Source organism: Microbacterium sp. Ld4, from assembly GCF_045066555.1.
In the GTDB taxonomy this organism is placed as follows: domain Bacteria; phylum Actinomycetota; class Actinomycetes; order Actinomycetales; family Microbacteriaceae; genus Microbacterium.
The window spans coordinates 34,793-47,039 of sequence record NZ_JBISHE010000005.1; the positions used below are offsets into that span (position 1 = coordinate 34,793).

Consider the following 12,247-nt stretch of genomic DNA (forward strand, 5'->3'; position numbering starts at 1 on the left):
AACTGATTGGACACCGCCGACCTTCTCGATTCGTCGAGGAGCACGGGGCCCTCTGGCAGAGCCTGCGAGGACTAGGTCGAGATGATGCAGGTGAGGGCATCGGTCATCTCTTCGTGACCGTCACCTCGACCGCGTCACCGATGTCCTTCGCGAGCCGGTTGCGAACCTTGGCGTTGAGAGACACCATGTGCCCTCCGGCCCCGGTGGGCATGGCACTGACGTTCTCAAGGACGACGTCGTCGACCCTCGCGTCGACGCGGACGGTCCGGCCGGTGCCGAACCAGTCCGCCGAACCGGGAATCTCGACGCAGCTCCAGGTCTCGCCCTTGACCTCGACACCAATCGTGGTGGTGAACGTCAGATCCTCTGCACCCATGCGCGCCAGCCTACGTGCGGACGACCCCGCGTTGCCCGCCCTTCTCGTCGCGGCCGGTGCGTGTCGGCGACGCTCGCACGAGAAAGTGACCGTCCTCCCGGGTACGCCGTTCGGGTCGTCGCACGATCGCGTTATCACGCGGGAATCGCCCTCACGTGCCGCGAAGCGAGACTCAGATTCTGACCGGCCGGAACACACGGAAAAGGCCCCGCCGGAGCGAGGCCTTTCCTGACTGTCTCAACACAGTGTGCGCCCGAAGGGACTCGAACCCCTAACCTTCTGATCCGTAGTCAGATGCTCTATCCATTGAGCTACGGGCGCATCGGCCCTCTTCAGGGCCGAGGAACAGCATACGGCACGCTCGTCCGCATCTGAAATCGAGGCCCCTACTCGAGCTCGGCAGGATCGATTCCGCCCGGGCCGGGCTCGAGCACCGGCTCGGGTTCGGCGCCGTCGGCACGCAGCGCCTGCTGCTTCGCGACGCTCCTGCGGTGAGCGCGGAGCTTGGGCAGGTCGACGAGCCGGAGCGCCTGCATCCGAGCGACGCGCATGCGGTCGTAGTCGGCCTCGAGGTCGGGCCGGGCGGCCGCGATGCGCAACGAGCTGTCGATGTTCTTCGACACCTCGCCCCACGCGGCATCCCTCGCGTCGGAGACCAGCTTGCGCAGCTCGCTCTCGTCGGCGGCGCGCGCGCGGAGCTCCTGCGCGACGTGGAGCGACTGCTTCTGCCTGCGGCGGAGGTTGCGCACGTCACGACGGCGGTAGTCGTGCGTCCCGCCCGAATCGGAGTAGCGGCTGCGGGCGGCCTTGCGGTCGCGTTCGGTGCGCTCGGCGTCGGCTTCGGCTTCGGCGGCGAGGGAGAGGAGCGTCTCGCGGGCATCGGCGAGGAATCGGTCGGCTTCGAAATCGTCGCCGTCGGCCAGGATGTGGACGAGGATGCGGTTCTTCAACGCCAAACGTGTCGCTGCGGAGGCGATGTAGAGCCCCTCGGCGACGACGTCTCGGGTCTTGACCCGCGGATTCTCCGTCACGCTCACCCCTTCTCCCCGATTCTACGGGGCGGGAGGGCTCTCCCCCTAGGTCGAAAAGAGCGCTCGCCCTCGCCCGTCAGCTCCGAGGCCGCGTCGGCAGGGCGTGACCGGCCGGGCCGTCGCCGCGAAGTGGCGGATACCGCCAGGCCAGCCGCGCACGCTCCCCCGGGACCACGTCGACGAGAAGCGTGTGCGGGGTCTGGATCATGCGCAGATGCGCGTGCCAGACGCCCGCCTCATCGACCCCTGCCCGCGCGCGGAAGGGCACCGCATCGAGGCCGTCGGCCGGCGCCGGCCACTCCCCGGCCGCCCATTCGCCGCGGCCCACCGGAAGGGTGACCTCGAGGCCGGGGCCCTCCAGCCGCAGATCCCATCCGTCGCCGGTGGGGACGACCTCGACAGCCTCCACCCCGGGCACCGGCGAGCCGCTCGCGAACACGGTGCGCGTCGCAGGGGCGGCCGCGACCGAGGCCCTGCCCGAGAATGCGGCGCCGGTGTCGGCGGGCGAAGGGGCGGCGAGCCGGGCGAGACGCTCGCGCAGCGCCGCATCCGACCCCTCCGACCCGGCACCCGCCATCGCGGGCACGAGGTGCGACGTCAGCAGGTCGAGCAGCCGGGCCATGTCGACGGTCTCCGCCGTGGTGATGACGACCGCATCCTGCTCGGGCCACACCAGGATGAACTGCCCGTAGGCCCCGTCGCCGCGGTAGCCGTGACGGTTCATCCAGTACTGGAAGCCGTAGCCCTGCCGCCACTCGAGCGGCTCGGCACCCCCCGGCGCGCGATGGTCGGCGTCGTTGGGCATCTGCGTCGACGTGGCTGCGTCCACCCATTCCGGGTCGAGGATCTGCTCGCCCTGCCAGGCGCCGCGGTCGAGCATGAGCTGGCCGGCCTTCGCGAGCGACTCGGTGCGCACGTGCAGGCCCGAGAAGCCCATCTCGACGTCACCGAGCATCATCCACTGCGCCTCGTCGATTCCGAGCGGAGCGAACAGGCGCGGTTCGAGGTAGTCGAGCAAGCCGCCGCCGGTCGTCTGCGCGACGAGGCGCGCGACACCGAAGATCGTGGGCTGGTTGTAGGCGAAGACCGAGCCCGGCTCACGCTCCGGCGGAACGGCGAAGAAGCCGGCGAGCAGGTCGTCGCCGCGCGCGGCGGCGGCCGCAGCCGCGCGATCGAGCGTCTCCTGCTCGTGCCCGCTCGACATCGACAGGGCATGACGCACGAGGTACCGACCGAACTTCTCATCGGTCGTCTCGTCCACCAGGTCGGGAAAGTGATCGATCATGCGGTCGTCGAGCCCGAAGCGCCCCTCGGCGATCGCGAGGCCCGCCGCCGCCGAGGTGAACGTCTTCGAGAGCGAGTAGACGAGGTGGGACAGGTCACTCGCGTAGGGCGCCCACCACCCCTCCGCGACCACGTGCCCGTGGCGCACGATCATGAGACTGTGCATGTCGACCCCGGCCGCGTCGAGCGCGGTCAGCAGGGCGTCGACGCCTGCCGCATCGACGCCCTGCGCCGAGGGAGTGGAGCGCGGAAGGGAACGGCCGGGCGACGAGGAGTCCATCAGAGCCTCAGATCGCGCCGATGCGCCACGTGGCGACGAGGTCATCGCCGGGGGCGATCACCCGCAGCCCGGTGTCGAACGGATACCGGTCGTCGTTGAACGCGTCGGGCGCGCACGTCATCGGCTCGACCGCGACACCGTTGCGGTGAGCGGGATTCGCGGGCCCGTCGGGCTTGTCGCCCGTGTAGACCTGCACCCAGCCGCACTCGGCGCCCCACGAGACCTCGACACCCGCGCCCGACGGGTCGGTGAGGCGCACGGTGGCGGTGCCGGTGGGGTCCCGCAGCAGCGAGGTGAACGCGTGGTCGAGTTCGACGCCGCGCAGCGGCGCCGTCGGCGCACGGTGATCGAAGCGGGCCGGCTCGTACTCGGCGACGTCTCGGAGGGCGACCGGGCTCAGCCGGTCGGGCGTGACCTCGAGAACGGATGCCGCGGGGAGGTCGAGCGTCCACTCGTCGAGCGGAGAGGGGCCCGCGACGAGGTAGGGGTGCGGCCCCGTGCCGAACGGCGCCCCCGTGCTGCTCTCGTTCACGGCGCGCACGGTCTGGTGGAGCCCGTCGGCGGCGAGCGCGTAGGTCGTCTCGACGCGCACCCGCCAGGGGTATCCGGTCTGCGGCGAGATGGTCGCGGCGAGGGTGACGCTGTCGCCCGAATGCGCGACGACGTCGAAGTCCTGCCAGGCCACGAGGCCGTGGAGGGCGTGGAAGCGCTCGGGCTCGGTGAGCGCGGTGACGTAGGAGACGCCGTCGAACGTGTAGCGGCCGTCGACGATGCGGTTCGGCCACGGCGCGAGCGTGACGCCGCGGTAGTCGGGGCGCACCTCGTCGGCGTCGAACGACACGATCAGGTCGCGCCCGTCGTGGCGGAGTTCGCGCAGCGTCGCCCCGACCGAGGCGATGACGGCGTCGTACGCTCCGGAGCGCAGCGAGAACGAGGTGCCCGAGACGGGCGGAGTGGGAGAGGTCACGGGCGGAGCATCACTTTCAGGGCGGCGCGGTCATCCATCAGGCGGTAGCCGTCGGCGGCATCGCCCAGGGGCAGTTCGAGATCGAAGACCGCCCCCGGGTCGACCGTACCGTCAAGGACCCCCGGAAGCAGGTCATCGATGTAGGCGCGCACGGGGGCGACGCCACCGGTGACCGTCACGTTGCGCTCGAACTGGATGCGCTGGAGGGGTGCGTCGGCGTACTGCGGCACACCGACCCGCGCCACCGCGCCGCCCGGGCGGACGACGCCGAGCGCCTGTTCGTAGGCGGGGAGGTGCCCGACGGCATCGACGACGACGTGCGCGCCGAGACCGTCGGTAAGCTCCCGCACCGTGGCGACGCCCTCGTCACCGCGGTCCGCCACGACGTCGGTCGCCCCGAAGCGGCGGCCGAGGTCGGTGCGCGCCGCATGGCGCCCCATCAGGATGTTGCGCTCGGCGCCGAGCCGGCGCGCCGACAGCACGGCGAGGAGGCCGACCGCGCCGTCGCCGATCACGACGACATCGGTGCCGGGGCCCGCGCCGCCGGTCACGGCCGCGTGATGCCCCGTGCCGTAGACGTCGCTGAGGGTGAGCAGCCCCGGCATCCGCTCGTCGTCCTCGGCGACGTCGACGCGGACGAGGGTGCCGTCGGCGAAGGGCGCGCGTCGGTACTCGGCCTGTGCGCCGCCCGCGCCGGTCGGAACGCTCAGACCGGCGACGCGGCACGAGGTCTGGAGCCCCGCTCGGCAGAACTCGCACACGCCGCACGAGAAGACGAAGGGCACGATGACGACGTCGCCCGGCGACACCGTGCGCACCTCGGACCCGACCTCTTCGACGACCCCGATCATCTCGTGCCCCATCGGGCGCCCCTTCTCGCTGGGCGTCATCGAGTGATACGGATGCAGGTCGCTGCCGCACACGCACGCGACCAGGGTGCGGAGCACCGCATCGGTCGGCTGCTCGATGCGGGGCTCGGGTGCGTCGATCATCCGGACATCGCCGGGCGCGTACATGTAGGCGGCTCGCATGCCTTCGATTCAACTACGGATGCCGCGTCGCACCGCCGTGTCATGCTGAGATCATGTCGTCGCACCCCTCGCCGCACGATGTCGCGGTCATCGGCGCCGGCCTCGCGGGGCTCCGCGCCGCCACGCTCCTGGCCCGCGCCGGACGCGATGTCGTCGTGCTCGACGCGGGCGACGTCGTCGGCGGCCGGCAGCGGACCGACCGCATCGACGGTTTCCTCATCGACCGCGGTTTCCAGGTCGTGAACCCGCGATACGACGCGCTCGCCCGCGCGGTCGACCTCGCGGAGCTCGACCTCCGCGCCTTCCCGGTCGGCGTCCGGGTGGTCCGGGGCGGCCGAGACGCCGTGCTGGCGCACCCCCTCCGGCATCCGGAGCTGCTTCCCGCGACGCTCGCCGCGCTGCCCGGACTGGTCTCGCCGTCCGACCTGGCCGGAGCCCTGCGGTGGATCGTGCCGGCGCTCGTCCGACCGGGTTCCGTGGCCGCCGGCCCCGACGACACGCTGCACCGGCGCTGGGACGCCGCGGGCCTGACGGGCGACCTGCGCCGCTCCGTGCTGGAGCCGTTCCTCACCGGCGTGCTCGCCGACGACGGCAGCACGACCTCGAACGCCTACGCGGCGCTCGTGACGCGCCTGTTCGCCCTCGGCAGGCCCGGCGTCCCCGCGGGCGGCGTCGCGGCGCTCCCCCATCAGCTCGCCCGCCGCGCGCGGTCGGCGGGGGCCGGCATCCGGCTGTCGTCTGCCGTGGCCGCGCTCGACATCCGCCTCGACCGGGTCGACCTCGCGGTCGTCGGCGACGACACGGTGTCGGCGCGAGAGGTCGTCGTGGCCGTCGGTCCCGAGCGGGTCGCGGGCCTCATCGATCTGCCCGCGCCGCCCACCCGCGGGCTGCAGTCGTGGTGGTTCGCCGCCGACGACGCCCCCACCACGGCGCTGCTCACCGTCGACGGCGACCGATCCGGACCGGTCGTGAACACGGTCGTGATGACGCGCACGGTGCCGACCTACGCCCCGGCCGGCCGCCACCTGATCGCGGCGAGCTGCCTGCTCCCCGGATCGGGGCCGGCTCCGACCGAGGCGGACGTGCGGGAGCACCTCGCCCGGCTCTGGGGCGCCGCAGCCCGCACCTGGTCCCTGATCCGCCGCGACGACCTCCCGAACGCGCTGCCGGCGTTCGGCCCGCCGCTCCGGCATCCGTCACCCGCACGCCTCTCGGAACGGGTGGTGGTCGCGGGCGATCACCGCGAGACCCCGTCGATCGCGGGCGCGCTCGTCTCGGGCGAGCGCGCCGCCGCCACGATTCTGGCCCGCTGACGGGCGCGGCTCAGGGCGTGGGGCCGGTCGCGACCGGGCGCTCGTCGTGGTTCGACCACTGGCTCCACGAGCCCGCGTAGAGGGCGGGGGTCAGGCCCGCGAGCGACATCGCGAACGCCGCCTGCGAGGCGGACACCCCCGATCCGCAGTAGAGGCCGACCGTCGCCTCCGGGGTCGCCCCGAGGCCCGCGTACCGGGCGCGGAGCTCGTCGGCCGGGAGGAACCGGCCGGCGTCGTCCACGTTCCCGGCAGTCGGGGCGTTCACCGCGCCGGGGATGTGCCCCGCGCGAGGATCGATCGGCTCGTGCTCGCCGCGGTAGCGCTCCGCCGCTCGCACGTCGAGCAGGAGGCCCGATGCGGCGAGCTCGGCGGCGTCGTCGATGCCCAGGCGCGCGAGGTGGCCCGGGGTGAGGGCGACATCACCGCGCGCCGGGGCCACGTCTCCGGTGTCGAGCGCGAGGCCGGCGCTGCGCCACGCCTCGAGTCCGCCGTCGAGCACGCGGACGTCGGGCACACCGGCATCCGTCAGCACCCACCAGGCACGCGAGGCGCCGAAGGTCTGCCAGTCGTCGTACACGACGACTGTGTCGCCGCGATCGATCCCCCAGCGGCGGGCGGCCGTCTGCAGGTCGGCGATCGCCGGGAGCGGATGCCGTCCGTCGCCCGGTTCGCCGTGCGCGGCGAGCTCGTCGTCGAGGCTGACGTAGACGGCGCCCGGGATGTGACCTGCGGCGTAGTCCGCGCGCCCGTCCGGGCGGTCGAGCCGCCAGCGCACGTCGAGGACGGTGACCGGTTCCCCGGAGGCGAGCAGGTCGTGCAGCGAGGAGGGGGAGATCAGTCGAGCCGCAGTCATGCCCTCGACCCTATGCCCGTCACGGGAGACGCGGCAGACGACGCAGCGACGCCGAGCCCGTCACCGGCTCGGCGTCGCGGCACGCACCTGTGTCAGGCGATGACGGTGCGCCGGGTGAGCTCCGGCGCGCGCGGCGGGACGACCCAGTTCACCGCGGCGATGCCGAGGGGAAGCGCGACGGCGAGCACGGCCAGAAGCGCCCAGGGAATGTCGGCGAGACTCAGCGGCTCCCACCCGGTCTGCGACTGCAGCCAGAATCCGATCGGGGGGAGGATGCCGGCGCTCGCGCCCGCGAATGTGCCGAAGCCGGCGATCACGAGGCCCTGCCAGAGGCCGATACGGCGGCGGAGACCCGGGGTCCCGCCGACGGCCGACAGGGTGGCGTCGTCGGGGCGCCGTTCGAAGCGGGCGAGACCGAGTGCGACGGCGCTCGCGCCGAGCACCAGCGCCGCGACGGCCACGAGCAGGGGCGCGAGCCATGCGGCGGGGTCGGGCGGACCCTCCTCGACCCACATCGACACGAACGCATCGTCGGTCGTCAGGGCGTCGGAGAGCGCCGTCAGCCGGTCGCCCGAAGCGAACTCCGAACCGTCGGGGAAGGTCGCGAACAGCCGGGTCGGAACGACCTCGATGCCGAGCTCGGCGGCCGTCGCGGGGGCGATCGCCACGATGATGCTCTGCGGCGGGGTGGTCACCATGAACGCCGGGGTGTCCGCTCGCCACTGCGGCTCCGCGATCCGGCGGCCCGGCTCGGCCTCCCACATCATGTCGGGCGTCTCGCCGCGGTACCACTCGCGTTCCGTCCACGCCGCGATCTCGATGCGGCCGTCGGTGAGATAGCGGTCGTCGGTCACGAGCGCCGCGCCGTCGGCGTACGCGTCGAGGTCACCCTGCGAGATCTTCACGCCGAGCACGGCGGCGAGGTCGTCCGGGTCGATCACCGAGAGGGTGTTCGAGGGGTCTCCGACGGATACCCACGCCGACGCGTCCTGTTCGTCGAGAGAGAGCAGGTTCCGCTCGGGCATCGTCGCCGTCGCGCGGATGCGGCCTGCCGGGATGTCGGTCTCGACCTCGGGAGACAGCGGCACCTGGCTGCTGACCTGCGCCGCTGACAGGGCCCCGGCGTCCTCCACCGCGCGCCGCACCTCGTCCGCGGTCTGCTGCCCGGCCTCGGACGTCATGCCGAGCTCGTCGCCCGACGAGATTTCGGCGACCACCGTGCCGAGCGGCGCACTGTAGGTGTACGACCGAACCGCCTGCCCGTGGCTCATCATCCCCATGCCGACCGCGAAGACCCCGACGAAGACCGTCGCCCCGATCGCGGCGAAGGCGGGCACCGTGCGGGCGCCGTTCGCGACGGCGTCGCGGGAGGCGATGCGGGCGGCGATCCCCAGCGTCGACAGCACGCGTGAGGCGAGCCAGAGCAGCCACCGGCCCGACAGGAGGATGCCGATCTGGGCGAGGATCGGGCCCACGATGATCCCGACCGTCGGCAGCCACCGCAGCGGAGAGTCGTAGGGGATGAGATCGTTCGACGCGACGGCGCCCGCCGCGATCCCGCAGACGACGGTCGTGGCCACCCCCACGGCGATCAGGAGCGACCCCCAGAGCGGTCGCGCCGCCGAGACCCGCTGCGGCCGGCGCGCTCCCCGGAGCGCACTGATCGTGTCGGAGCGCCCGATGCTCCGGGCGGGGACCCAGGCCGATGCCGAGCCGACCACGACCGAGAACACGAGGATGCCGATCAGAAGGAGCCAGGGAACGTGGAAGCCCCAGAACTGGGTGGCCGACCCGTTCGCAGTCACTCCCATGACGAGCGCCCCGAGCCCGACGCCGGCGGCGAGCCCCACGGCGCCGGCGACGAGCCCGAGGACGGTTCCCTGCAGCAGCACGGTGCGCCGCAGATCGCGCGCGTCCGCACCGACGCTCGCGGCGATCGCGAGGGCGCGCTGCTGGCGGCGCGCGCTCACGGCGAAGGCCGCACCGGCGAGCATCACCACCATGTACGCCGCCGCGATGCCGCCGGCGCCGAGCGCGGCGGCGAGCGCGAGCTCGCTCTGCTGCGCGCGAACCGCCGGCGTCACCGACTGCTCGCCATCAGGAAGGGTGAACGGCGGCGGATCGAGGACGAGCTCGCGAGAGTAGGCCGCAAACCCGGCGTCGTTGAGCCGCTGGACGGTGGGCCAGTCGAGCCTCGCCTCCGGCACGAACCACCTGACCTCATCGAACCGACGCGAATCGGCGAAGGCGACGGCGGTCTGGGAGTCGGGCAGGTCTGCGGCGTCGATGGTGCCCGTGACGGTGAAGCGCTGATCCGAGTCCGCGAGGACGAGCGCATCTCCGATCGCGATGCCCGCGCGCTCGAGCGTCGACGGCGTCACCATCACCTCGTCATCGGATGCCGGCGCGCGGCCGTCCACGACGTCGAAGCGTCCCGAGAAGCGGGGGTCCCACACCTCGCCGCCCCAGGCGGTGACCGCGGCGAGTCCCGTCGCGGTCTGGATGCGCTCCCGCCCCGACGAGATCGGAATCGTCTCCGCCCCGGCGGGCAGCGCCACCCCCGGATCGGTCGGAAGACCGTCACCGACGGGCACCATGCCGCCCCAGCTGTCACCGAAGCCCGACATCCAGGGGTCGTCGGGCGCCTGCCAGAAGCCCTCCCCTGCGGGGGCCATCGGCATGACCCACCCGGCCATCTCCCCCAGCTCGACGTCGGCGCGCTCCGCCGGCGTCCCGAACGAGCTCGAGGCGACGACGGCCACGCCCGACATCCCGGCGATCGGCAGCGCGATCAGCGCCATGATCAGCAGCGACGACACCCAGGTGCGGCGCACCTGACGGCGCGCGATCCGCACCGAGACCCGCCACCGCGCCGTGCGCGACGGCTTAGGCCGGTGCCGCGTGGCACGTGCCTGCCCGTGCGAGCGCGTGGCCCGCTCCCCTGCGGTGGTCGCCATCGACCCGTCCCCCCTGTTGCCCGTCATCAAGAACCCCCCGATTCCCCGTCCGCTCGCGATGCGCGGGCGGTCACACGCCCGACAGCAGTGCGTCGGCGCCGGCGCGGTGGGACTCGTCGACGATGCGCCCGTCGCGGAGGAACACGATGCGATCGGCCCACGCCGCATGTCGGGCCTCGTGCGTGACGAGGATTCCCGCGGCACCCTGGTCGACCCGGGTGCGGAGCATCTTCATGACCTGCTCGCCGGTGACCGAGTCGAGGGCGCCGGTGGGCTCGTCGGCGAGGATCAGCCGCCGGCCTCCCACGACGGCCCGGGCGATCGCGACGCGCTGCTGCTGACCGCCCGACAGGTCGTCGGGGTACGAGGACAGCTTGTCCTCCAGGCCGACCGACGCGAGCGCGTCACGCCCCGCCCGCTGCGCCGTGCGCCCGCGGAAGCCGTCGAGCTCGAGCGGCAGGGTCACGTTCTCGAGCGCCGTCAACGTCGGGATGAGGTTGAAGTCCTGGAAGACGAAGCCCAGCGACCGGCGCCTCAGCTGCGCGAGATCGCGACGCGACGCGGTCGAGAGGTACGCCCCCTCGACGATGACTTCGCCCGAGGTCGGTTTCTGAAGGCCGCCGGCGATCGACAGGAGCGTCGATTTGCCCGAACCCGAGGCGCCCATGATCGCGACGAGCTCGCCCTTGTCGACGGTCAGATCGACGCCCGCCAGCGCCGAGACGCTGGTCTCGCCTTCGCCGTACTGCTGCGTGACCCCGACGAGCTGCAGCACCGGAGCCGTCATCGGGCAGCCCCCGCCGTGTCGGACTGCTCGGCCCGCGCGGGCCGGCCGCGCTTCGGGCTGTCCGTCGACAGCGACAGGCCCATGACGCGGTTCGGATGCTGCGCCAACCGCTGTTCGCTGTGGTCGAGCCACCGCACCTCGGCCTCGGCGGCGAAGATCATCGAATCGACGACGAGCGACCAGGCGAGCTCTTCGGGCCCGTCGGGGCTCGCGCCGGCGTACTTCGCGCGGTTGAGCTCCTGGAGCTGGCGGAGGGACGCGCGGCGCTGGGTCTGGATGACGTCGGCGAGATCGATTCCGGGCAGGGTCGCCGCGATCGCGAGCTTGATCGCGAGCTCGTCACGGGTGCCCTGAGTGCGCTCGACCGGAGCGGCGAGCCAGGCGCCGACCTCGGCGGAACCGGCATCCGTGATCTCCCAGTAGACGTGCCCTTGCTCATCGATGTCCCCCTTGCCCACGAGCCCGTCGCGCTCGAGCCGGTCGAGGGTGTTGTAGATCTGGCCGACGTTGAGGGGCCAGGTGGAGCCGGTGCGGCGGTCGAACTCCGCGCGCAGCTGATAGCCGTAGCAGGGTCCCTGCTGCAGGATGGCCAACAGGCTCTGTCGTACCGACATGGTGCTCCGCTCTGCATACCGAGTATGTGTTTTCCGAGTATATGCATACTCGGCAACGCCGCGACAGGACCGACCCGCCGTACCCTGGATGGATGGCCGACGATCACCGCCATGAGAGCGCCCCGCCGACGACGGATCCCCGAGTCAGCGCGGCCCGCTACCGCACCGAACGCCTCGAGCGTGAGCTCCGCGCTGAGGGCGAGTCGCCGAATGACCCGGAGCCGGCTGCCCCGCCTGCCGATGAGGCTCGCACTGACGCTTCTCCGGTGGCTCCCACCGCCCACGAGCGCGCGCTGTACGTCGAGACGGTGCTGCAGCAGGCCTTCCGGCGGGGCGACTTCGACAACCTCCCGGGGGCCGGCAAGCCGCTCGAGGGGCTCGGCGCCTCGGACGACCCGGACTGGTGGATCCGCCGGAAGATCAAGGCGGAGCAGCTCACCGGACTCGGGCCTCCCGCGCTGCGGCTGCGCGTCGAGCACGCCGGCTTCGACGACCACGTCGACGGGCTCACGCGCGAGGACGATGTGCGCGAGTACACGGAGGACTTCACCCGTCGGGTGATCGAGGCGCGACGCCAGCTCCAGGGCGGCCCGCCCGTCGTCACGCCGACGCGCGATCCCGACGCCGAGGTGTCGGCCTGGCATGCCCGCAGGGCGGCGCGACTGGCAGCGGCGGCAGAGGAGCCGCCGCCGGCTCCCCCGCGGCGTCCCTGGTGGCGCCGGCGCTGAGCCGCGACGCGCCTGCTGGCGGCGGC

Annotated in this window: 11 protein-coding genes and 1 tRNA gene; 2 read left to right on the forward strand and 10 right to left on the reverse strand. The window is 72.8% G+C overall.

Annotated elements, in window-relative coordinates; translation table 11 throughout:
• Window positions 1–103: 103 nt before the first annotated feature.
• From ACJJV7_RS01695 to ACJJV7_RS01720, 6 genes are all read right to left on the reverse strand, one after another.
• Complete coding sequence (locus ACJJV7_RS01695) at window positions 104–376, reverse strand: DUF1905 domain-containing protein (RefSeq protein WP_405371841.1); 273 nt, start codon at window positions 374–376, stop codon at window positions 104–106.
• Between the two features lie 248 nt (window positions 377–624).
• A tRNA-Arg gene (locus ACJJV7_RS01700) sits at window positions 625–697 on the reverse strand.
• 65 nt (window positions 698–762) lie between these two features.
• A complete protein-coding gene (locus ACJJV7_RS01705; protein ID WP_405371843.1) occupies window positions 763–1,407 on the reverse strand; it encodes an asparagine synthase in 645 nt (214 codons plus the stop codon).
• Between the two features lie 76 nt (window positions 1,408–1,483).
• Window positions 1,484–2,971, reverse strand: a complete 1,488-nt coding sequence (locus ACJJV7_RS01710; RefSeq protein ID WP_405371844.1) for a serine hydrolase domain-containing protein — start codon at window positions 2,969–2,971, stop codon at window positions 1,484–1,486.
• A gap of 7 nt (window positions 2,972–2,978) precedes the next feature.
• Window positions 2,979–3,938 (reverse strand): aldose 1-epimerase family protein, encoded by a 960-nt coding sequence (locus tag ACJJV7_RS01715; protein WP_405371846.1) that lies wholly within the window; start codon window positions 3,936–3,938, stop codon window positions 2,979–2,981.
• Complete coding sequence (locus ACJJV7_RS01720) at window positions 3,935–4,969, reverse strand: alcohol dehydrogenase catalytic domain-containing protein (RefSeq protein ID WP_405371848.1); 1,035 nt, start codon at window positions 4,967–4,969, stop codon at window positions 3,935–3,937. Before ACJJV7_RS01720 ends, ACJJV7_RS01715 begins: the two co-directional genes overlap by 4 nt.
• A gap of 53 nt (window positions 4,970–5,022) precedes the next feature.
• Here ACJJV7_RS01720 and ACJJV7_RS01725 point away from each other — a divergent pair, with 53 nt between their 5' ends.
• Window positions 5,023–6,282: an FAD-dependent oxidoreductase gene (locus tag ACJJV7_RS01725; protein ID WP_405371850.1), complete on the forward strand. Its 1,260-nt coding sequence runs from the start codon at window positions 5,023–5,025 to the stop codon at window positions 6,280–6,282.
• Window positions 6,283–6,292: 10 nt separating this feature from the next.
• Here ACJJV7_RS01725 and ACJJV7_RS01730 read toward each other — a convergent pair whose 3' ends face one another.
• From ACJJV7_RS01730 to ACJJV7_RS01745, 4 genes are all read right to left on the reverse strand, one after another.
• Window positions 6,293–7,135 (reverse strand): sulfurtransferase, encoded by an 843-nt coding sequence (locus ACJJV7_RS01730; RefSeq protein ID WP_405371852.1) that lies wholly within the window; start codon window positions 7,133–7,135, stop codon window positions 6,293–6,295.
• A gap of 92 nt (window positions 7,136–7,227) precedes the next feature.
• Entirely contained in the window at window positions 7,228–10,092 is a 2,865-nt protein-coding gene (locus tag ACJJV7_RS01735) for an FtsX-like permease family protein (RefSeq protein WP_405371854.1), read from the reverse strand.
• 70 nt (window positions 10,093–10,162) lie between these two features.
• Window positions 10,163–10,879 (reverse strand): ABC transporter ATP-binding protein, encoded by a 717-nt coding sequence (locus ACJJV7_RS01740; RefSeq protein WP_405371855.1) that lies wholly within the window; start codon window positions 10,877–10,879, stop codon window positions 10,163–10,165.
• Window positions 10,876–11,493: a PadR family transcriptional regulator gene (locus tag ACJJV7_RS01745; protein WP_405371857.1), complete on the reverse strand. Its 618-nt coding sequence runs from the start codon at window positions 11,491–11,493 to the stop codon at window positions 10,876–10,878. The genes ACJJV7_RS01740 and ACJJV7_RS01745 overlap by 4 nt, the downstream gene beginning before the upstream one ends.
• A 92-nt stretch (window positions 11,494–11,585) precedes the next feature.
• On the opposite strand from ACJJV7_RS01745, the gene ACJJV7_RS01750 reads away from it, so the two are divergent.
• The gene (locus ACJJV7_RS01750) at window positions 11,586–12,221 is read left to right on the forward strand and encodes a DnaJ family domain-containing protein (protein ID WP_405371858.1); all 636 of its coding nucleotides are present in this window, start codon (window positions 11,586–11,588) and stop codon (window positions 12,219–12,221) included.
• Window positions 12,222–12,247 lie beyond the last annotated feature (26 nt).